Annotated in this window: 19 protein-coding genes; 9 read left to right on the top strand and 10 right to left on the bottom strand. The window is 72.4% G+C overall.

Annotated features, from left to right (window positions below; all coding sequences use genetic code 11):
- Nucleotides 1-32: 32 nt before the first annotated feature.
- From ACF1CT_RS34055 to ACF1CT_RS34040, 4 genes are all read right to left on the bottom strand, one after another.
- A complete protein-coding gene (locus tag ACF1CT_RS34055; protein WP_391787891.1) occupies nt 33-950 on the bottom strand; it encodes a DUF2510 domain-containing protein in 918 nt (305 codons plus the stop codon).
- 72 nt (nt 951-1,022) lie between these two features.
- Nucleotides 1,023-1,814, bottom strand: coding sequence for a 3-oxoacyl-ACP reductase (locus tag ACF1CT_RS34050; protein ID WP_391787890.1), 792 nt, complete (start codon nt 1,812-1,814; stop codon nt 1,023-1,025).
- A gap of 6 nt (nt 1,815-1,820) precedes the next feature.
- On the bottom strand, nt 1,821-3,200 hold the full coding sequence (locus ACF1CT_RS34045) for an aldehyde dehydrogenase family protein (protein WP_391787889.1): 1,380 nt from the start codon (nt 3,198-3,200) through the stop codon (nt 1,821-1,823).
- A gap of 6 nt (nt 3,201-3,206) precedes the next feature.
- Complete coding sequence (locus ACF1CT_RS34040; RefSeq protein ID WP_391787888.1) at nt 3,207-4,574, bottom strand: glutamine synthetase family protein; 1,368 nt, start codon at nt 4,572-4,574, stop codon at nt 3,207-3,209.
- A gap of 76 nt (nt 4,575-4,650) precedes the next feature.
- On the opposite strand from ACF1CT_RS34040, the gene ACF1CT_RS34035 reads away from it, so the two are divergent.
- Both ACF1CT_RS34035 and ACF1CT_RS34030 read left to right on the top strand, forming a co-directional pair.
- Nucleotides 4,651-5,379, top strand: coding sequence for a FadR/GntR family transcriptional regulator (locus ACF1CT_RS34035; protein WP_391787887.1), 729 nt, complete (start codon nt 4,651-4,653; stop codon nt 5,377-5,379).
- Between the two features lie 328 nt (nt 5,380-5,707).
- Nucleotides 5,708-6,460: a gamma-glutamyl-gamma-aminobutyrate hydrolase family protein gene (locus ACF1CT_RS34030; RefSeq protein WP_391787886.1), complete on the top strand. Its 753-nt coding sequence runs from the start codon at nt 5,708-5,710 to the stop codon at nt 6,458-6,460.
- 74 nt (nt 6,461-6,534) lie between these two features.
- Here ACF1CT_RS34030 and ACF1CT_RS34025 read toward each other — a convergent pair whose 3' ends face one another.
- Entirely contained in the window at nt 6,535-7,467 is a 933-nt protein-coding gene (locus ACF1CT_RS34025) for a LysR family transcriptional regulator (protein WP_391787885.1), read from the bottom strand.
- Between the two features lie 70 nt (nt 7,468-7,537).
- On the opposite strand from ACF1CT_RS34025, the gene ACF1CT_RS34020 reads away from it, so the two are divergent.
- Nucleotides 7,538-8,689, top strand: coding sequence for a TDT family transporter (locus tag ACF1CT_RS34020; RefSeq protein WP_391787884.1), 1,152 nt, complete (start codon nt 7,538-7,540; stop codon nt 8,687-8,689).
- Here the strand turns inward: ACF1CT_RS34020 and ACF1CT_RS34015 are convergent.
- The 4 genes from ACF1CT_RS34015 to ACF1CT_RS34000 form a co-directional block, all read right to left on the bottom strand.
- Nucleotides 8,628-9,335 carry a helical backbone metal receptor gene (locus ACF1CT_RS34015; RefSeq protein ID WP_391787883.1) on the bottom strand — a complete coding sequence of 236 codons (708 nt, stop codon included), beginning with the start codon at nt 9,333-9,335 and terminating at the stop codon, nt 8,628-8,630. The genes ACF1CT_RS34020 and ACF1CT_RS34015 overlap by 62 nt on opposite strands.
- Before the next feature lie 62 nt (nt 9,336-9,397).
- A complete protein-coding gene (locus ACF1CT_RS34010) occupies nt 9,398-9,943 on the bottom strand; it encodes a helix-turn-helix domain-containing protein (RefSeq protein ID WP_391787882.1) in 546 nt (181 codons plus the stop codon).
- A gap of 236 nt (nt 9,944-10,179) precedes the next feature.
- Nucleotides 10,180-12,816, bottom strand: a complete 2,637-nt coding sequence (locus ACF1CT_RS34005) for an ABC transporter permease/substrate binding protein (RefSeq protein ID WP_391787881.1) — start codon at nt 12,814-12,816, stop codon at nt 10,180-10,182.
- Nucleotides 12,809-13,882 (bottom strand): glycine betaine/L-proline ABC transporter ATP-binding protein, encoded by a 1,074-nt coding sequence (locus tag ACF1CT_RS34000; RefSeq protein WP_391787929.1) that lies wholly within the window; start codon nt 13,880-13,882, stop codon nt 12,809-12,811. The genes ACF1CT_RS34005 and ACF1CT_RS34000 overlap by 8 nt, the downstream gene beginning before the upstream one ends.
- Before the next feature lie 416 nt (nt 13,883-14,298).
- Here ACF1CT_RS34000 and ACF1CT_RS33995 point away from each other — a divergent pair, with 416 nt between their 5' ends.
- Complete coding sequence (locus tag ACF1CT_RS33995) at nt 14,299-15,207, top strand: 5'-3' exonuclease H3TH domain-containing protein (protein WP_391787928.1); 909 nt, start codon at nt 14,299-14,301, stop codon at nt 15,205-15,207.
- 46 nt (nt 15,208-15,253) lie between these two features.
- Nucleotides 15,254-16,099 (top strand): siderophore-interacting protein, encoded by an 846-nt coding sequence (locus ACF1CT_RS33990; protein WP_391787880.1) that lies wholly within the window; start codon nt 15,254-15,256, stop codon nt 16,097-16,099.
- A gap of 149 nt (nt 16,100-16,248) precedes the next feature.
- Here the strand turns inward: ACF1CT_RS33990 and ACF1CT_RS33985 are convergent, their stop codons facing one another.
- Nucleotides 16,249-16,962, bottom strand: coding sequence for a MerR family transcriptional regulator (locus ACF1CT_RS33985; RefSeq protein WP_391787879.1), 714 nt, complete (start codon nt 16,960-16,962; stop codon nt 16,249-16,251).
- Nucleotides 16,963-17,165: 203 nt separating this feature from the next.
- Between ACF1CT_RS33985 and ACF1CT_RS33980 the strand changes: the two genes are divergently transcribed.
- From ACF1CT_RS33980 to ACF1CT_RS33965, 4 genes are all read left to right on the top strand, one after another.
- Nucleotides 17,166-18,101 (top strand): hypothetical protein, encoded by a 936-nt coding sequence (locus tag ACF1CT_RS33980; RefSeq protein WP_391787927.1) that lies wholly within the window; start codon nt 17,166-17,168, stop codon nt 18,099-18,101.
- A complete protein-coding gene (locus tag ACF1CT_RS33975; protein WP_391787878.1) occupies nt 18,098-18,568 on the top strand; it encodes an ABA4-like family protein in 471 nt (156 codons plus the stop codon). The genes ACF1CT_RS33980 and ACF1CT_RS33975 overlap by 4 nt, the downstream gene beginning before the upstream one ends.
- A 199-nt stretch (nt 18,569-18,767) precedes the next feature.
- Complete coding sequence (locus ACF1CT_RS33970; RefSeq protein ID WP_391787877.1) at nt 18,768-20,135, top strand: cryptochrome/photolyase family protein; 1,368 nt, start codon at nt 18,768-18,770, stop codon at nt 20,133-20,135.
- A 389-nt stretch (nt 20,136-20,524) separates the two neighbouring features.
- Nucleotides 20,525-20,977: an SPW repeat protein gene (locus tag ACF1CT_RS33965; protein ID WP_391787876.1), complete on the top strand. Its 453-nt coding sequence runs from the start codon at nt 20,525-20,527 to the stop codon at nt 20,975-20,977.
- Nucleotides 20,978-21,069: the final 92 nt, after the last annotated feature.

Below are 21,069 nucleotides of genomic sequence, written 5' to 3'. Positions count from 1 at the left end.
CTCCGGGCCCGGGGCCGTTCCTCGGGCGGCCCTCAGGGGGCCACGGAACTGCCCACGCCGCCGCTGGTGTCGCTGTCGTCGATCGGCCGGATGCCCGCGGTGACGGTGTCCATGAGGGCGAGCGGCGGACCGTCGGGGCCCGCGTCGAAGGCGAAGCGCACGACGACCGGTGACTCGCTGCCGACGGTCGAGGGGAAGACGAGCGACTGCACGTAGCCGCCGGGCCCCTTTCCGGTGGTGACCTGCCAGCGCACCCGGTATCCGGTGCGTCCGGCGACGCTCACCGCCTCGGCGGCGATCTGCCGGTGGGAGGTGATGCCGCCGTGGATCCGGTCGCCGACGAGGTTCTCCTCGTAGGCGCCGTCCGCGGCGGCGGCGATGTCCTGTTCGGCGAGCTTCCGGGCGGAGGTGACTGCCGTGTCGCCCGCGGTGCGGGTGGTGATCGTGCCGTGGTAGCAGTAGCGGGAGGAAGCCCCGGGGCACGCGTAGGACTCGACGGTTCGCATGGTCAGCACGCTGTCGGCGGTGTGCTCGGGGCGTTCCCATCCCGCGGGGACCGGCAGGGTGACGCCGTTGAGCTGGTCGACGAGGACGGCGGGGGTGTCGGCGGTCGGGGTCGGGCTCGGTGCCGAGGTGTCCGTGCCGGTGGTCGGGGGCGCGGGGGTGCCGGACACGGCGACCGGCGGTGTGGCCGCGTCGTCCCGGTTCAGCAGGACGGCACCGGTGACGGCCGCGCCGACCACCACCAGCCCGGCCGTGACCAGTGCGATCGTCCGGGTGGTGGTGCCGGTCCTGCCGGTCCCCGCCGCGGGCGGCGGTACGGGCGGGCCGAAGCCGTCCGCGGCGGGGACCGGACGGGTGTGCGCGGTCCATGCCGTCCCGTCCCACCAGCGTTCGGTGCCGGGCGTCGCGGCGTCCGGGTACCAGTCGGGCGGTGTCGCGTTGCTCATGCCCCCACTCTAGGGTCCGGCCGTCAACAGGGGCCTCGAAAGCCCCTGTTGACGTGGTTGCGGCGCCTCGGGCTACAGGGGTGTGACGTACGCGCCCGAGATGCCTCCGTCGACGAGGAAGTCGGTGGCGTTGACGAACGAGGAGTCGTCGCTCGCGAGGAAGGCGACGGCCGCCGCGATCTCCGTGGCGTCGGCGAACCGGCCGACCGGGATGTGCACGAGCCTGCGCGCCGCGCGTTCCGGGTCCTTGGCGAACAGCTCCTGGAGCAGCGGGGTGTTGACCGGTCCCGGGCACAGCGCGTTGACCCGGATGCCCTCGCGGGCGAACTGCACGCCGAGCTCACGGGACATGGCGAGGACCCCGCCCTTGGACGCGGTGTACGCGATCTGGCTGGTGGCCGCCCCCATGACCGCGACGAAGGAGGCGGTGTTGATGATCGAGCCGCGGCGCTGCCTGCGCATGTAGGGCAGGGCGGCCTTGCAGCACAGGTAGACGGAGGTGAGGTTGACGTCCTGGACGCGTTTCCACGCCTCCAGTCCGGTGGTGAGGATGGAGTCGTCGTCGGGCGGGGAGATACCGGCGTTGTTGAAGGCGATGTCGACGGAGCCGTAGGTGTCGAAGGCCGTCCCGAAGAGCGCCTCGACCTGTTCTGCGTCGGTGACGTCGGTGCGCACGAAGGTGCCGCCGACCTCGTCGGCAGCGGCCTTGCCGGTCTCCTCGTCGATGTCGGCGCAGACGACGTGGGCGCCCTCCGAGGCCAGGCGGCGGGCGGTGGCGAGTCCGATGCCGCTGCCGGCTCCGGTGATGACGGCGGTGCGGCCGACGAGGCGGCGGCAGACGGTCTCGTTGTCGGTGGTGCTCATGCGGTCTCATGCCTCCGTGCTGATGAAGACGTTCTTGGTCTCGGTGAATGCGGTGAGCGCGTCCGGGCCGAGTTCGCGGCCGAGCCCGGACTGCCCGAAGCCGCCGAACGGGGTCCAGTAGCGGACGGCGGAGTGGGAGTTGACGGAGAGGTTCCCGGCCCGGACCGTCTGCGAGACGCGCAGCGCGCGCCCCACGTCCCGGGTCCAGATCGAGCCGGCCAGGCCGTACTCCGTCGCGTTGGCGAGTCGTACGGCGTCGGCCTCGTCGTCGAACGGCAGGACGACGGCGACCGGCCCGAAGACCTCCTCGGTGGCGACGGGCGCGTCGGGACGGATGTCGGTGAGGACGGTCGGCGGGAACCAGAAGCCGGGGCCCTCGGGCGCCTTGCCGCGGATCGCGGCGGCCCCCTCCGGTACGTATCCGCGGACCCGCTCCCGTTGGGTCCGGGAGATCAGCGGACCCATCTGTGTGCCCTCGTCGGACGGGTCGCCCACGACGACGGACTCGACCGCCGGGGCGAGGAGTTCGAGGAAGCGGTCGTACGCGGTGCGCTGGACCAGGATGCGGGTGCGGGCGCAGCAGTCCTGGCCCGCGTTGTCCAGGAACGCCATGGGGGCGGCAGCGGCGGCGGCCTCGATGTCGGCGTCGGCGAAGACGATGTTGGGGCTCTTGCCGCCGAGTTCGAGGGTGAGTCGCTTGACCCGGTCGGCGCAGCGGGCCATGACCCGCTTGCCGGTCCGGGGGGAGCCGGTGAAGACGATCTTGGCGACGCCGGGGTGTTCGACCAGGGCGTTCCCGGTGGTGGCGCCCGCGCCGGGCAGCACCTGGAGGAGGTGTTCGGGCAGTCCCGCGTCCAGGGCGATCCTTGCCAGTTCGAGGGCGGTGAGCGGGGTGGTCTCGGCGGGCTTGAGGATCACGGCGTTGCCGGCCGCGAGGGCCGGCGCGCATCCCCAGGCGGCGATCGGCATGGGGAAGTTCCACGGCGCGATCACCGCGACGACGCCGAGAGGTTCCAGGAGGGTGACGTCGAGCCCGCCGGGGACCGGGATCTGACGGCCGGAGAGCCGTTCGACTCCCCCTGCGGCGTAGTCCAGCAGGTCGCGGACGTTGGCGGCCTCCCAGCGGGCGTTGCCGAGGGTGTGCCCGGCCTCCCGGACCTCCAGCCGGGCCAGTGGCTCGGCCTCCGCGTCGACGGCGGCGGCGAAGCGGCGCAGCAGCCGGGCGCGGTCGGCGGGTGCGAGGGCGGCCCAGGCGCGCTGGGCCGCGGCGGCCCGTCGCACGGCGGTGTCGACCTCGGCGACGGTGGTGGACGGGACGGTGGCGAGGAGTTCCTCGGTCGCAGGGTTCAGTACGTGGTGTTCCACCGGCTGGTCGGGCGGGGTCATGGGGCCTCACAGTCGTTCGAAGGAGCGTCGCAGCTCCCAGTCGGTCACCGCCGCGTCGAAGGCTTCGAGTTCGACGCGGGCCATGTTGTGGTAGTGCGCGACGACGTCGTCGCCGAAGGCCGCCCGTGCGACCTCGCTGCGCTCCCAGAGTCCGGCGGCCTCGCGCAGGGTGGTGGGGACGTGGGCGTAGTCGGCGGTGTAGGCGTTGCGCGCGCACGGTTCGGGGAGTTCGAGGCCCTTCTCGATTCCGTGGAGGCCTGCCGCGACCATCGCGGCGACGGCGAGGTACGGGTTGACGTCGCCGCCGGGCAGCCGGTTCTCGAAACGCATCGAGCGGCCGTGGCCGACGACGCGGAGCGAGCAGGTGCGGTTGTCGTGGCCCCAGGCGACGGCGGTCGGGGCGAAGGAGCCGGGCTGGAAACGCTTGTAGGAGTTGATGTTGGGCGCGTAGAGGAGGGAGAAGTCGCGCAGGGTGGCGAGTTGACCGGCGAGGAAATGGCGCATCACGGCGGACATGGCGCCGTCCCCGTCGGCCATGACGCCGCGTCCGGGGTCGTCGGCGGACTGGAGCGAGAGGTGGATGTGGCAGGAGTTGCCCTCGCGTTCGTTGAACTTCGGCATGAAGGTGAGTGCCACGCCCTCCTGGGCGGCGATCTCCTTGGCGCCGGTCTTGTAGACGACGTGCTGGTCGCAGGTGACCCGGGCCTCGTCGTAGCGGAACACGATCTCGTGCTGCCCGGGGTTGCACTCGCCCTTGGCGGACTCGACGGTCAGTCCGGCGGCGGCCATGTCGTTGCGGATGCGGCGCAGCAGGGGTTCGACGCGTCCGGTGCCGAGGACCGAGTAGTCGACGTTGTACCGGTTGGCCGGGGTCAGGCCGCGGTAGTCGTTGTCCCAGGCCTGCTCGTAGGTGTCCCTGAAGACGATGAATTCGAGTTCGGTGCCGACGTGGGCGGTGTAGCCGTGTCCGGCCAGTCGTTCGAGCTGGCGGTCGAGGATGTGGCGGGGCGCGGCGGGGACGGGTGAGCCGTCCTGGCGGGTGAGGTCGGCGACGACCAGGGCCGTGCCCTCGTTCCAGGGGACCGGGCGGAGGGTGGAGAGGTCGGCGTGCAGGGCGAAGTCGCCGTAGCCGCTGTCCCAGGAGGACATCGCGTATCCGTCGACGGTGTTCATGTCGGTGTCGACGGCGAGCAGGTAGTCGCAGGCCTCGGTGCCGTGCTCCACGACCTCGTCGAGGAAGTGTCGGGCGGCGAACCGCTTGCCCTGGAGCCGTCCCTGCATGTCGGGGAAGGCGAGGACGACGGTGTCGATCTCGCCGTTCCGGACCCGGGTGCGCAGCTCCTCGATGCCGAGCGGTGCCGTTCGGTCTGCCACGGGACATTCCTCCTTCGGTCAGCCGGAAGGCTTAAGGTATGCGAGAGAACCATTGATTGTGAAGGGAACACGGGGCATGGCCGAGGAAAGCGAGTTCACCGACCGTCTGTTGCCGGTGCTCCGGCCGGTCCGGGCGGGCAACGGCTTCGAGGAGGCGCTGGAGCAGATCCTCCAGGTGGTCAGGCTGGGGCTGGTGCCGGACGGCGGGCGGCTGCCGGCCGAGCGCGAGCTCGCCGAGTTGCTGGGGATCAGCCGGGTCACGCTGCGCGAGGTGCTGAAGGTGCTGCACGACCAGGGCCTGGTGGAGAGCAGGCGCGGGCGGTACGGCGGCACCTTCGTACTGCCCCGCACCGGCAGTCCAGGCGGGGCGGAGCTGCGCCGGAGGGTGGAGTCGGTCGACATCGAGGACGTGCTGCGCTTCCGTGAGGTGCTGGAGGCGGGGGCGGCGGGGCTGTGCGCGTCGCAGGGGCTGACGGACGAGGGTGCGGACCGGCTGCGTGCGGCTCTGGCGGCGACTCACGAGGCACCTCTGCCCGAGTACCGCAGGCGCGACACCCTGTTCCACCTGACCCTTGCCGAACTCTCCGGGTCCGCCTCGCTGACCGCCCAGTACGCGGCCGTCCGGGCCACCGTGAACGACCTGCTGGACTGCATACCGCTGCTCGTGCGGAACCTGGAGCATTCGCAGCACCAGCACACGGGCATCGCCGAGGCGGTCCTGGACGGGGACGCGGAGGCGGCGCGGGCGATGACGCGCGAGCACTGCGCCGGTACCGCCGCGTTGTTGCGCGGGTTCCTGTCCTGAGACCGGGGCGGCCGTCGCGGGCCCTGCCGCGCTTCTTCCGCGCACGCGGAGTCCGCCCCTCCTTCGCCCCCTCCCGGACCGCTCCCCTCCGGACCCCTCCCCTCCAGACCCCTCCCGCTCTCCGCAGGATCATGCCGGACCGCTTCGGACCATTCCGGACCGCTTCCAACCGCTCCCGACGGCTTCGGACCGCGCTCCGGCGAAGGGCCGCGCACCGGGCGCGGGGAAGTCGGCGGTTCCCCTCTCGTCGCAAAGGTATTCTCTGCCACCATTGCAGCCTTGGAAACGCGTCCGCCCCCACGGGCGGCCGACCCGGAGGGACCGTCCCGTGCCCGAACCTCTCATCGGCGTCTCCACCTATCTGGAGCCCGTGGCCCGCTGGGGCGTGTGGGAGCTGCCCGCCGCGCTCCTCCCGGCCGCGTACCCGCGTCTGATCCAGCGCTCCGGCGGGCTCGCCGTGCTGTTGCCGCCGGACGCGCCGGCCCGGGCCGCGACGGCAGTGGCCCGGCTGGACGGTCTCGTCATCGCGGGGGGCCCGGACGTGGAACCGGCGTTGTACGGGGCGGAGCGGGACTTCCGGACCGGACCGCCCGCGCAGGAACGGGACGCCTGGGAGACGGCCCTGATCCGGGCCGCGCTGGAGAGCGGGACTCCGCTGCTCGGCGTCTGCCGCGGCATGCAACTGCTCAATGTGACGCTCGGCGGCACCCTGACCCAGCACCTCGACGGTCACGGCGGCCCGCTGGGAGCCACCGGGGTCCTCGGTGCGCACCCGGTGGTGCCCGTGCCGGGGACGCGCTACGCGTCGATCGTGCCCGAGGAGTGCGCCGTGCCCACCTATCATCACCAGTCCGTGCGGCGGCTCGCCCCCGGGCTGGTCCCGTCGGCGCACGCGGTGGACGGGACGGTCGAGGCGGTCGAACTGCCGGGACCGCGGTGGGTGCTGGGGGTGCAGTGGCATCCGGAGATGGGCGACGACCTACGGGTGGCACAGGCGCTGGTGGCGGCCTCGGCGGCCGGTCCGGCCCGGGCCCGCACGCCGTTGCGGGATCTCGCGGCACCGCGGCGGACGGGGGCCTGAACCCCGGGGGACACGCGGCGGGCGCCCCGTCCGACGCCGGCGGGCGAGAAACACCGGACCGGCGCCGCGCGTGCTCACTCCGGCCGGGCGTCCCGCACCGTCAGCGTCAGCAGGTCGCGCGCGGGCCCCGTGGGGCGGTGACCGGTCGGCCAGACCGCGCGCAACTGGCGCCTCAGCCGCATCCCTCCGAGCGGGATCTGCACCAGACGCCGCGCCGACAGCTCCTCCCCCAGCGCCAGCTCGCTCAGCACGCACGGCCCGGCCCCGCTCTGGGCCGCCCCCTTCACCGCGGTCGTCGAGGAGAGTTCCAGCAGCGGTGTGGCGAGGCCGCCGTGCGCGGCCAGGGCCGCGTCCAGCACCTGACGGGTTCCGGAGCCCGGCTCCCGCAGGACCAGCGGGGTGGCGGCCAGCTCCCGCGGCGTCAGCGGCGTGCGACGGCGGGCCCACGCGTGGGACGGTGCGACCACGACGACGAGGCGGTCATGGGCGATGACCGTGCCGTCCAGCCCCTCCGGCACGGACAGGCCCTCCACGAACCCGAGGTCGGCCTCACCGGCGAGCAGCCGCCCGGCGACCGTCGCCGAGTTCCCGGCGAGCAACGAGACCGCGGTGTCCGGACGCTCGGCGCGCAGCGCCATCAGCCAGCCGGGCAGCAGGTACTCGGCGATGGTCATGGAGGCGGCGATCCGCAGCCGGGAGTCCCGCCGGTCGCGCAGCGCCTGCGCACCGGCGTCGAACGCCTCGGCCGCCTCGACGATCCGGCGCGCCCAGTCGGTGACCAGAACGCCCGCGTCGGTGAGCCGGGAACCGCGGGGCGAGCGGTCCAGCAGGGCCAGACCGAGCTGCCGCTCCATGGACCGGACGCGGCTGCTGGCCGCGGGCTGGCTGACCCCCAGGTCGCGGGCCGCGCGCCCCAGGCTGCCGTGCCGGGCGACGGCGAGCAGCAGCTCCAGCGCGCCGAGGTCGGGGACCCGGTGGGACAGCGGAACACGCACGTCAGCGGCCATAGAGCCAGCTTATGACCTCATAGGGGCGAGGTCCCTGGTGGGGTTCCACCCGGCTCACAAGAATCGTGGCATGGCCATCTTTTCGCCGCCCCGGCAGTCCTCGGCTCAGCCAGCGTCCGCCCCGCCCCTCCCCCGGCTGCGGCACATCGGTCCCAACTGGTACGCCAGTGTCATGGGCACCTCGATCGTGGCGAGCGCGGGAGTCGCGCTGCCGGTGCACGTCCCCGGGCTGCGTGTCGCCTGCACGGTGGTCTGGGCTCTCGCGGCGGTCATGCTGGCGGTGCTGCTGCTGGCGCGTGCCGGGCACTGGGCCGCCCACCGCGACCAGGCACGGACCCATCTGCTGGACCCCGCCGTCGCCCCGTTCTACGGCTGCCTGTCGATGGCGCTGCTCGCCGTCGGCGGTTCCACCATGGTGGTCGGCCGGGACGTCATCGGGCACGGGGCGGCCGTGGCCCTGGACGCGGTGCTGTACTCGTCGGGCACGCTGATCGGGCTGGCCGCGGCCATCGCGATCCCGTACCTGATGGTGGTGCGCCACCGGATCGAGCCCGGGAACGCGACGCCGGTCTGGCTGCTTCCGGTGGTGGCACCGATGGTCTCCGCGGCACTCGGGCCGCTGCTGATGCCCGAGCTGCCCGCCGGGCAGTGGCGGGAGGCGGCGCTGCTGGCGTGCTACGCGATGTTCGGCCTGAGCCTGCTCGCCACGCTCGTGATGCTGCCGCTGATCTTCGCCCGGCTGGTCCACCTCGGTCCGCTGCCGCTCGCGCTGACGCCCACGCTGTTCCTGGTCCTCGGGCCGCTGGGGCAGTCGACCACCGCCGTCAACCAGCTCGCCGATGTGGCCGGGGACGCGGTCCCGGCACCGTACGCGGCGGGTTTCGAGGTCTTCGCCGTGCTGTACGGGGTGCCGGTGATGGGCTTCGCGCTGATGTGGCTTGCCCTGTCCGTCGCGTTGGTGGTGCGTGCCGTGCGGGGCGGCATGACGTTCGCCATGACCTGGTGGGGCTTCACCTTCCCGGTCGGCACGTGCGTCACGGGCGCCGCCGGACTGGCCCGGCACACCGGGCTCACCGCGTACACCTGGCTGGCCGTCGCCCTCTACGCGCTGCTGGTGACGGCGTGGGCGGTGGCCGGGCTGCGGACGCTGCGCGGGCTGCTCAGCGGAGCGCTGCTCGCAGCGCCGCGGGCGCCCGCACCAGCGACGGTCCGTACCACGTGAGGAACCTCCCGTCGACGAGGGCGGACGGCAGGGCGGGGAACGCCTCGGGTCCGTCGTCCGCGGTGAAGCGGTACGGCTCGTCGGGCAGCACCACCAGGTCCGCTCCCGCGGCGTTGAGTGCGTCGAGCGGAATCCGGGGATAGCGCTCGGGGTGGTCCGCGTAGACGTTGTCGACGCCGAGCCTCGACAGCAGGTCGCCGGCGAAGGTGTCGTGGCCCAGCACCATCCAGGGCCTGCGCCAGATCGGCACCACCGCCCGGCGCGGGGCCCGGGGCGGCGGGAGCGCCGCCCAGGCGGCCTCGGCCTCGTCCAGCCAGCGCGGCCGGGGACGACCGCAGGCGACGGCGAGGACCCGTTCCAGTTCCTCGAAGGCCGCGTCGAGGGTGCGGATCTCCGTGACGAGCACCTCGACCCCGGCCTCCCGCAGCGCCGCGAGGTCCGGTTCCCGGTTCTCCTCCTCGTTGGCGACGACGAGATCGGGCCGCAGCGCGAGGATCGCCGCCACGTCGGGGTTCTTGGTGCCTCCGACCCGGACGGCGGCAAGTCCGGCCGGGTGCGTGCACCAGTCGGTGGCACCGACCAGCCGGCCGGGCGCGGTGACGGCGACGGCCTCGGTGAGCGACGGGACCAGCGAGACGACGCGCACGGCGGGCCCCCTCTCGCACCACGCCCCGTCCGCTTTCCGGTCGAAGGTCACCCGACAGCCTCTCAGCGGCGCGGGTCGAAGGTGGCGTCGATGTGCTCGGCGACCGCGACGACCAGCAGTCGCGTACCGGGCGCGGTCGCCCGCCAGCGGTGCCGCACCCCGCCGGACAGAAAGAGTGTGTCGCCCTCCTCCAGCCGGTACGCCTGCCCCTCGGCCTCCACCTCCGCCGCGCCCCGCACCACGTACATCACCTCGTCGTTGCGGTGCTGGAACTCGCGTCCGAGGTCGAGCTCCCCGGTGAACTCCAGGGCGCTGAGCTGATGGCGTCCGCGCACCACCCTGCGGGCCCCGTCGCCCCCGGCCGCCCGTACCACGTCGACGGCGCGCGCCGAGTCCGCGGCGGCGCGCAGCCGTGCCGTGGTGGTCTCCAGGGCTTCGGCGACCCGGCGCAGCGACGTGGCACTGGGCCGGGCCCGCTCGTTCTCGATCTGGCTGAGGAACGGCACGGACAGGCCGCTGCGGGTGGCGACCGCGGCAAGTGTGAGCCCCAGGGATCTGCGCCGCCGCCGAATCGCGGCGCCCACGCGGAGTGCTTCCTTCTCCTCCATGTCCGGCTCCCTCCCGATGCGCCATCCTTCCGGTTCCGGGCACCTTACGCACACGGGTTGCGCGAGGACGGCCGGTATCGGCCTCGCCCGGGAGGGCCGGTGGCGTCCGCCGCCGGTCGTGGACGGGTTCGCCGGTGCGACTCCGGACAGCCGGAGGGGGCGGGTCCCCGCCCCGTCGGACAGCCGGAAGGGGCGGACCCGCCCACGGCGGGTCCGCCCCTTCCCACCACCGGTTCCTACTGCGGGGCCATCGTGTCCGCGATGCCCGGGTTCTGCTGCATCCAGGCCTTCACGGCCTCTTCCTCGTGGCCCGCGCCGCGCTTCTGGATCTCGTTCTCCAGACCGGCGAGCTGGTCCTCGCTGAGCTTGAAGTCCTTGAACCACTTCGTCAGCCGCGGGTACGTCTTCGGGAAGTCCTTGTTCGCGATGGTGTGCAGCCGGTCGCCGTCACCGAACGCCTTCTCGGGGTCCGCGAGCTTGGTCATCTCGTACTCGCTGTACGCCCAGTGGGGTGTCCAGAGCAGTACCGCGATGGGCTCCTTCTTGGCGTACGCGCGCCTCAGCTCGGACAGCATGCCCGGGGTCGAGGAGTCGACGACCTGGTACTCCTTGTCGAGACCGTACGTCGGCAGCACGTTCTTCTTGAGGTTCTCCATCGTGGCGGTGCCCGGCTCGATGCCGATGATCCGGCCCTTGAACTGCGACGCCTTGCCCTTCAGGTCGGCGAGGGACTTGACGTCCTTCACGTAGGAGGGCACCGCTACCTCGATGGAGGTCGGGCCGTACCACGAGCCGATGTCGGTCAGCTGCGAACCGTACTTGTCCCAGTAGTTCTTCTGGGTGTACGGCAGCCAGCCGTCGAACTGCACGTCGATCTGGCCGCGGGACATGGCGGTGTACATCGGGCCGACCTCGAACTGCTTGAGGTTGATCTTGTAGCCGCGCTCCTCCAGGACCGCCTTCCACAGGTACGTGGCGGCGATGTCCTCCTCCCAGGGGAACCACGCCATCTCGACGGGACGGTCGCGTTCGTCCTTGCCGTTCGCGCTCTTGGCGCCCTTCGCGGCGCCGGTCACGGGGGTCCACTTGTCGGCGACGCCGGGGTTGGCTTTCAGCCAGGTGCGGACGGCGTTCTGCTCGTTGCCCGAGCCTGCCTTCTGGATCTCCGCCTCCAGACCGGTCAGCTGGTCCTCGCTCATCCTGAAGTTCTTGAGCCAGGCGCCGACCTCCGGGTTGTCGGCGGAGAAGCCCTTGCGGGCCAGGGTGTGGACGCCGTCGCCCTTGCCCCAGAGGCCCTTGGGGTCCTTGAGCTTGGTCAGTTCGAACTGGTTGTACGCCCAGTGCGGCGACCAGAGCGGGACGACGATCGGTTCCTTCTTGGCGTACGCGCGCTTCAGCTCGGCCAGCATCGACGGGGTGGAACCGTCGACGACCTTGTACTCCTTGTCCAGGCCGTAGCCCGGCAGGATCTTGTCCTTGAGCAGGCCCATCTCGCCGGCGCTCGGCTCGATGCCGACGATCCGGCCCTTGAACTGCGACGCCTTGCCCTTCAGGTCCTCCAGCGACTGGACGTCGTCCATGTACGCGGGGACGGCGAGCTCCAGCGAGGTGGGGCCGTACCAGGAGCCCAGGTCCTCCAGCCGGTCCTGGTACTTCGCCCAGTAGCTGGCGTGGGTGACCGGGAGCCAGGAGTCGGTCTCGAAGTCGATCTGGCCGTTGGCCATGCCGGTGTAGAGCGCACCGGCCTCGTACTGCTTGACGTCGACCTCGAAGCCCTGCCGCTCCAGCATCTCCTTCCAGAGGAAGGTGGAGGCGATGCCCTCGTCCCAGGGGATGTACCCCATGCTGATCTTCTTGCCGGCGCCGATCTTCGCGGCGGAGGCGGTGTCGCCCTTGTCCGCGCCGCCGGAACCGAAGATGCCCACGCCGCCCGCGACGATCGCGAGCACGACGATGCCGACGACCGCGACGACGGGCTGCGGGCGGTGGTTCCAGATCTTCAGACCGCCGGCCATCGCCTGCGCCTTGGCGAGTGCCCTGCGGGCGAGCGGCGAGACCTCGCGGCCGAGCGCGCCGGTCATCCGGTCCAGGTACATCGCCACGATGACGATGGAGACGCCCGCCTCGAAGCCGAGGCCGACGTCGACGTTGCCGATGGCGCGGTAGACGGCGCCGCCGAGGCCTCCGCCGCCGACCATGCCGGCGATGACCACCATGGACAGGCCCAGCATGATGACCTGGTTGATGCCCGCCATGATCGTGGGCAGGGCGAGCGGCAGTTGCACCCGCAGCAGGGTGTTGCGCCTGGTGGTGCCGAACGCCTCGGCGGCCTCGACGAGCTCGCCGTCGACCTGGCGGATGCCGAGCTCGGTCATCCGGACGCCCGGGGGCAGCGAGAAGATGATGGTGGCGATGATGCCGGGGACCACGCCGACGCCGAAGAAGATGACGCCGGGGATCAGATAGACCATGGCGGGCATGGTCTGCATGAAGTCCAGGACGGGCCGGGTCACCGCGCTCACGGTCTTCGAGCGGGACGCCCAGATGCCGAGCGGCACCGAGAGCACCAGCGCGATGATGGTGGCGACGAGCACCAGGGTGACGGTGTCCATCGCCTCGTCCCACAGCTCGACGGAGTCGATGACGGCGAAGCCGACGAAGGCGAGGACACCGGCGAGCAGGCCGCGCAGCCACCAGGCGATGACGGCGACGATGCCCGCGAAGAGCAGTGGGGCGGGGGCGGAGAGCACGGCGGCTATGCCGTCGAACATGCCGCTGACGATCGAGCTGATCGCGTCGAACAGCCAGGCAAGATGGGTCTGCAGCCAGTCGACGGCGGAGTCGACCCAGTCGCCGAGAGGGAGCCTAAACACTGGCCACCTTCTTCGTGCTCGCCGCGCCGGGCCTGACGTCCTGCGGGACCTCGGTGGGGCTCATCGGCTCGCCGAGGACGGCGAGCAGCCGGGCGCGCGGCACGACGCCGACGAGCTTGCCCTTCGTGTCGGTGACGGCGACGGCGACGCCGCTGCGCGAGCAGGGGGTGAACAGTTCGATGATCGGCGTGGACTCGCCGACGGTGGCCGGGGCCTCCCGCAGAACGTCGTCGGGGGTGCGCAGTTCCTTGCCGTCGTCCGTGCTGGTGCCCATGACGGTGTGCGGCTCGGCCATGATGGCGCCCGCGGTCAGCACCCGGGTGCGGTCGACGTCCTGGGTGAAGGAGGCGACGTAGTCGTTGGCCGGGGTGACCAGGATGTCCTCGGCGGTGCCGAGCTGGACGATCCTGCCGTCCCGCATCACGGCGATGCGGTCACCGAGGCGCATCGCCTCGTTGAGGTCGTGGGTGATGAAGACGATGGTCTTCTTCAGGCGCTTCTGCAGTTCGAGCAGCTGGTCCTGCATGTCGCGGCGGATCAGCGGGTCGAGCGCGCTGAAGGACTCGTCCATCAGCAGCAGGTCGGCGTCGGTGGCCAGGGCGCGGGCCAGGCCGACACGCTGCTGCATGCCGCCGGACAGTTCGTCGGGCCAGGACTTCTCCCAGCCCGCGAGGCCGGTCAGCTCCAGGGCCTCGGCGGCACGCCGCTCCCGCTCGCCGCGCGGCACGCCCTGCACTTCGAGGCCGTACGCGGCGTTCTCCAGCACGCTCCGGTGGGGGAAGAGCGCGAAGTGCTGGAACACCATGCTGATCTTGGAGGAACGGACATGGCGCAGCTCGGCGGGGCTCAGGGCGGTCAGGTCCTGGCCGTCGAACAGCACGCGTCCGGCTGTGGGCTCCAGGAGTCCGTTGAGCATGCGCAGCAACGTGGACTTCCCGGACCCGGACAGACCCATCACGACGAAGATCTGTCCCGGCTCCACGGTGAACGAGGCATCGATCACCGCTGCGGTCGTTCCGTCGGCGCGGAGCTCGTCGCGGTCGGCGCCGCTCTCCAGCTTCCGCACTGCTTGATCGGGTCTTCTGCCGAACACCTTGTACAGGTGCTCGGCTTGCAGCCTTGACACATACACCTCGCGCGTAGAACCGAAAAACGGTCTGCCACCCCCTCCGGCAGACCGTGGAGCGGTGCGGATTCGGTCCGCTATGGCACGCGCATGGGTCGACACTGCGACGTGATCCGCTCCGGCTGCGCGCCTGCCCGGACTTACACGAGCCAAACACAAGAGTGACCCAGGTCACATATGAACGGTTTGCGTCGCACAACCGTGCCGACCGATGAACAATGCGCGTCCGGACCGCGCGCGTCGCCGGGGAACGGCATCGGGAAGGGCACGTCCGGCCCCCGCTCCCCCGCCCGTCGGCGCGAGCGGCGGCCGGTGTCGGCGGGGTGCGGCATCATCGGGGTGTGACGCGACGACTGATGCTCCTGGACACCGCTTCCCTCTATTTCCGCGCCTACTTCGGGGTCCCCGATTCGGTACGGGCACCTGACGGAACGCCGGTCAACGCCGTGCGCGGGCTGCTCGACTTCATCACGCGGCTGGTCCAGGACCACCACCCGGACGACCTGGTCGCCTGCATGGACGCGGACTGGCGGCCGCACTGGCGAGTGGAGCTCATCCCTTCCTACAAGGCGCACCGGGTCGCGACGGAGACCGCCGAGGGGCTGCCCGACGAGGAGGAGACCCCGGACACCCTGGCTCCCCAGGTCCCGGTGATCGAGGACGTGCTCGACGCGCTCGGCATCGCCCGGGTGGGGGTGGCGGGCTACGAGGCGGACGACGTGATCGGCACGCTCACCCGTCGCGCCAACGGCCCGGTGGACATCGTCACCGGCGACCGCGACCTCTACCAGCTGGTCGACGACGCCCGCGGTGTGCGGGTGCTCTACCCGCTGAAGGGGGTCGGCTCGCTCCAGCTGACCGACGAGGGGTGGCTGCGGGAGAAGTACGGGGTGGACGGCCCGGGCTACGTCGACCTGGCGCTGCTGCGCGGCGACCCGAGCGACGGGCTGCCCGGCGTTCCCGGCATCGGCGAGAAGACGGCGGCGAAACTGCTCGACGCCTACGGTGACCTGGCCGGGATCATGGCCGCGGTCGACGACCCCTCGTCCCGGCTGACCCCCTCGCAGCGCAAGCGGCTCGACGAGGCACGGGACTACGTGGCCGTCGCGCCGAAGGTGGTCCGGGTCGCCGGTGACGTACCGCTGCCGGCCTTCGACCCCGTGCTGCCCGCGGAACCGCGCGACCCGGTCGCCCTGGACGCCCTCGCGCAGCGGTGGGGGCTGGGCGGCGCGGTACGGCGACTGCTCTCCACTCTCCAGGCCTGAGGTGCTAGCTTAGGTAAGCCTAAGCATCGGACTCAGGGAGAACCTCGTGGCAGAACGACCGGCACGGCAGGCACCCAAGGCGCAGGCGGCCGAGGTTCTGCGCACGGAACGGATCACCCCGCACATGGTGCGCGTGGTGCTCGGCGGGGACGGCCTCGCCGACTTCGGCCTCTCGGGGTGCACCGACCACTACGTGAAGCTCTGCTTCGCCCCCGAGGGAGCTGACTACGCCCACCCGTTCGACATGGCGCGGATCCGCGAGGAGCAGCCCCGGGAGCTGTGGCCCACCACCCGCACGTACACGGTGCGCTCCTGGGATCCGGTCGCCCGCGAGCTGGCCATCGACTTCGTGGTCCACGGCGACGAGGGCCTCGCCGGACCCTGGGCGCTGCGCGCGGCCCCCGGCGAGCAGGTCACGTTCCTCGGCCCCGGCGGGGGGTACGCCCCGGACACCTCGGCCGACTGGCACCTCCTGGTGGGTGACGAGAGCGCCCTCCCGGCCGTCGCCGCCGCCCTGGAGCAGATGCCGGCGGGCGCGGTGGTGCACGCGTTCGTCGAGGTGGCGGACGCCTCGGAGGAACAGAAGATCGTGACGCCCGACGGGGTGGAGGTGACCTGGCTGCACCGCGGGGAGCGCCCGGTCGGCGACGCGCTGGTCGCCGCCGTACGGGAACTGGAGTTCCCGCGGGGCGACGTCCAGGCGTTCGTCCACGGCGAGGCGGGCTTCGTGAAGGAGATCCGCCGCCACCTGCGCCTGGACCGCGGGATCGCCCTCCCCCGGCTGTCGATCTCCGGGTACTGGCGACTCGGCCAGAACGACGACGCCTGGCGCTCGGTCAAGCGGGAGTGGAACGCCCAGGTGGAGCGCGAGCAGGAGGGCGCGGCGGCCTGACGCCGCCCGTTCGCGCCCCGGCCCCGGCCGGGGCGCGCGTGTTTCCGGGCCGACCGGGCCACCGGGTCTCCGCAGCCGCTGAGGGCCTGCCGGGTGCTTCGGCCGGAAAGCGGACGCGGCAGCCCGGCCGGAGGCCACCCGGCAGGCCCTCAGCCGCCCGCGCGCCCGTCCGGGCAGTCGTCCCCGGCCACCGCGGCCCTGCCGCCCCGAGTCGCCGCACCGCCGCGCCGCGCCGCGTCGTCGCCGTAGACCCGCGCCGACGCGTCGACGTGGGCGAGCCGCCGCACCGCGTCGAACATCGCCTCCCCGAGGACCGTGCCGATCACCACGTGCTCCACGAGGTCCTCGCGCACCGCCCGGCGTCCCACGTAGTCGAGGTCGGCCCGGGCGACCGGCTCGGCGGCTGCGGCGTAGGTGTCGAGCAGCTCCAGGAATCCGCTGTGCCCTGCCCGGCGCAGCGCGACGATCACCCCGGCCAGGGACTCGCCGGCCGCGCCGCCCGCCCCCGCGCGCCAGCCGCGCCGCTCGATCAGCTCCGCCACCTCCTCGCGGGCGTCGTCCAGCTCGGGCCCGGGCTCGTTGCCGGGCAGCGGGGTGAGCCGCTTCGCCGCGACGCCGAGCACCTTGTGCACCGGCTGGTCCGGATCCTCGACCGCCCGCAGCACGTCGCCGATCGCCGCCAGCGAGAGCCCGCCGACGTCCAGCAGCGCCCGGATCAGCCGCAGCCGGCGCTCATGGCCCGCGTCGTAACGTGCCTGGTTCGGGCTGGTCAGCTCCCCGGCGGGCAGCAGCCCTTCCCGCACGTAGAACTTGATCGTCGGTACCGGGACGCCGGACCTGCGACTCAACTCGCCGATGCGCACCGCGCGTTCTTCCTTTCGCCTTGCCAACCCCCCGCCCCATCATAGATAGTTCCCCTATCGGATAGCGGAAAGCTCTACTATCCATATTTCCCTGGGGGGATCCCATGTCTTCACCGAACTCGGGGCGCGCCGCGCGCCATCGGCCGCTCCTGCCTTCCGCACCGCTCTCGTGGCACCGGCCGCTGGTGCTCTTCGCGGCGGCGATGGCCGTCATGGCGGTGGTCTCGGCGGTGGGGCTGCTGGTCGACGACCGGGTACTGGCGGGCGCGGCGATCTGGTCCAAGCCGTTCAAGTTCGCGGTCTCGTTCGTCGTCTACGCGCTCGCGCTCGCCTGGATGCTGACCCTGGTGACCCGGGGCCGACGCGCCGGCCGGTGGGCCGGGACCGTGATCGCCGTATCCGGTCTCGTCGAGATGGCGATCATCACCACCCAGGTGGTGCGCGGGAAGCGGAGCCACTTCAACCACGCGACGCCCATCGACGAAAGACTGTTCGGCATCATGGCCGTCACGGTGGTCGTGCTGTGGACCGGCACCCTGGTCATGGCCGTCCTGCTGCTGCGAACCCGCATGGCCGACCGCGCCGCGGCCCTGGCGGTCCGGTCCGGAGTGCTGCTCGCCCTGGCGGGAGCGGCCATCGGTTTCCTGATGACCCGGCCCACGCCCGGACAGCGGGCGGCCGGGAGCCTGGACACCGCCGACGTGATCGGCGCGCACTCCGTCGGCGTACCTGACGGCGGCCCCTCGATGCCGCTCACCGGCTGGTCGACGACCGGTGGCGATCTGCGGATACCGCACTTCGTGGGCATGCACGCGCTCCAACTGCTCCCGCTTTTCCTGCTCGTGCTGACGGTGTCGGCCCCGCGCCTGGCCCGGCTGCGCGATCCGCGCGTCCGTCTGCGGCTGGTGCTGGTCGCCGCCGGGGCGTACACGGCGGTCGTCGCACTCCTCACCTGGCAGGCGCTGCGCGGACAGCCGCTGGTCCACCCCGACGGTGCGACGCTGGGCGCGGCGGCCCTGATCGCGGCGGCGACCGCCGTCTGCGGTCTCGGAGCGCTGCGATCGACCAACCCACCGCCCGAGGACGTCTCCGGTTCCGCGTCCCCACGCCCCCGCACGGAGAAGGAGCTCGTGGCATGACCGGCACACTCTTCGAGATCACGTTCTATCTGACCGCCCCGTTCTGGCTGCTCATGATCCTCGCCCCCAACTGGCGCCCCACGGCACGGATCGCCGCCTCCCCGCTCACCGTCCTCCCGGTACTGGCGCTCTACCTGGTCATGGCCGTGCCCGTCCTCCCGGAACTCTGGGAAGCGGTGCGCAGTCCCGACATCGACACCTTCCGCGATCTGGTGGCGCTGGCGAACGGGGCCGGGGCGTTCTGGGCGCAGATCATCGCGTGGGATCTGCTGCTGGGCCAGTGGATGTTCCTGGAGGGACGCCGACTGGGGGTCTCTCCGCTGGTGATGGGGCCTCTGCTGGTGCTGACGATCCTGCTGTCGCCGTTCGCCCTGCTGGTCTTCCTCGCGCTGCGGGCGGTACTGCTGTCGAGGACCCGGGCCGGGAACGAGGTCCGGGACCGGATCGGGAACGCGCCTCTGCCGTAAGGGCTGTCACGCGACGGGCCGGGGAGCAACAGGCGACGCGCGCGGCGCGGGACCGTCGGCCCGGGGCCGGGCCCGTGGAAGGATGCGCGCATGCCCGGGCCGGCCGTCCCGTGCCTCCGCGCTCCCGTCCCGCGCGCCGCGCCCGTGGTCCCGTCGGGTACGGCCGCGTGACACACCGACGACAGGAAAACACCCGCACATGTCCGTCTCCGTTGCCCTGTTCACCTCCGACCTGCGGCTGCACGACAACCCGGTACTGCGGGCCGCCGGTCGCGACACGGACGCCGTCGTTCCGCTGTTCGTGCGCGACCGGGGCATCCGGCGGGCCGGGTTCGACGCCCCCAACCGCCGCGCGTTCCTCGCGGATTGCCTCCAGGACCTCGACGCGGGGCTGCGCCGTCGCGGCGGGCGGCTCATCGTCCGGGACGGTGACGTGGTGGGTGCGGCCCGTGCCGTCGTCACGGAGACGGGGGCCGGCGACCTGCACGTCGCGGCCGGGGTGAGCGATTACGCGGTGCGCCGCGAGGAGCGGCTGCGCAGGGCGCTGGCGGCCGTCGGCTGCACGCTGCACGTCCACGACGCGGTCGTCACGGCACTCGCCCCGGGCCGGGTCGTCCCGGCGGGCCGCGACCATTTCGCGGTGTTCACACCGTACTTCCGCCGCTGGGAGGCGGAGGAGATCCGGGGCACCCTGCCCGCGCCGCGGACGGTGCGGCTGCCGGAGGGGGTGGCGGGCGGCCCGGTGCCGGAGCGGGGCGAGGTGACCGGGGTGTCGCCCGGGCTCGCCCCGGGCGGCGAGTCAGCGGGGCGCCGGCTCCTGTCGTCCTGGCTGAACGGCCCGATGGCCGACTACGAGAGCGGTCATGACGATCTGGCCGGTGACGCGACGTCGCGTCTCTCCCCCTACCTCCACTTCGGCTGCCTCTCGGCGGCCGAAGTGGTCCACCGGGCGCGGCACCGGGGCGGGCCGGGCGCCGAGGCGTTCGTACGGCAACTGGCCTGGCGGGACTTCCACCACCAGGTGCTGGCCGCCCGTCCGGACGCCGCCCGCGCCGACTACCGGCCGCGCGGCGACCGCTGGCGGTCGGACGAGGACGAGATCGCCGCCTGGCGGGCCGGACGCACCGGCTATCCGTTGGTGGACGCGGGGATGCGGCAACTGGCGCACGAGGGCTGGATGCACAACCGGGCACGGATGCTGACGGCGAGTTTCCTGACCAAGACCCTGTACGCGGACTGGCGGGTCGGGGCCGCGCACTTCCTGGACCTGCTGGTCGACGGCGATCTGGCGAACAATCAGCTGAACTGGCAGTGGATGGCCGGGACGGGCACGGACACCCGGCCCAACCGCGTCCTCAACCCGGTGGTCCAGGGCAGGCGGTTCGATCCCCGGGGCGCGTACGTGCGCCGTTGGGTGCCGGAACTCGCCGGGCTGTCGGGCGGGACCGTCCACGAGCCGTGGAAGCCTGCCGCCCGGGAGGCCGCGCCGGACTACCCGGCACCGCTCGTCGACCTCGGCGAGGCGCGAGCCCGCTTCGAACGGGCCCGCGGCCTCGACCGGCCCTGAGGATGTGACGTGGTGACGCGCCGGGCGGGCCCGACTCCGCCCGGCACCCCGCCCGGGGACGATTCCGGCGACGCGGCGGGCGTGCGCACCGGACCTCGCACGGCAGGCGGCGGTTCGACGACATGACCGGCGGCGCGGTGCACGGCTCCGGCGCGCTGGACCGGGCCGCCGCACGTGCCGCTCCCCGGACGAGGTGGCCGGATGCCGAGGAGGCCCGGCCCGCGGAACCGGGCCGCATGGCTGGACGCCGCTCCGTCCGCCTCCCGTTCCGCGAGGCCGCCGCGCGCCGCACGATTACGCATAAGGGACATATAAGAGCACAATGGCAGTGCGGGCCTCCCGTGCACGACGTGGTGGCCCGGTCCGCGGAAGCGAAGGAGACGAACCCCATGTCGAACCTCTCGCACGCCGGCCGTGAGATGGCCGGCCACCCCGATGTTTCCGAAATGCGTGATCGTTACGACCGCGTGCTCGGTGGGCGTGACGTGGCACTCGTGGACGCACCGGTGTTCCTCGTCGGTCTCTACTGCGCCATCTCGCCCTGGGTGATCCACTTCACCGCCACCCAGCCGTCGCTGATGGTCCACAACCTCATCATCGGTATCGCGATCGCGGCGCTGGGTCTCGGTTTCACCGCCATGCCGGAACGGATGTACGGCCTGAGCTGGGCCATCTGCGCCATGGGCGCCTGGCTGATCATCTCGACCTGGGTCGTCGGCAGCGCCCCGAGCCTCGGCGTCGTCCTGAACAACGTCATCGTCGGCGGACTGACGGTACTCCTGGGTCTGGTCTGCGCCGGTGCCTCCCTCAAGCGCGGCAAGCACGGCAGGCGCACGGCCTGAGAGGAACGCGCGGTTCGGGAGCAAGCAGTCCGGGAGGACAACGGCCGGCCGGTCCGCATGTGACGGACCGGCCGGCCGCGCAGCCCGGCGGG

It is taken from the genome of Streptomyces sp. NPDC014734, from assembly GCF_043083325.1.
Lineage (GTDB): Bacteria > Actinomycetota > Actinomycetes > Streptomycetales > Streptomycetaceae > Streptomyces.
This window is presented reverse-complemented; position numbering and strand designations above follow the sequence as displayed.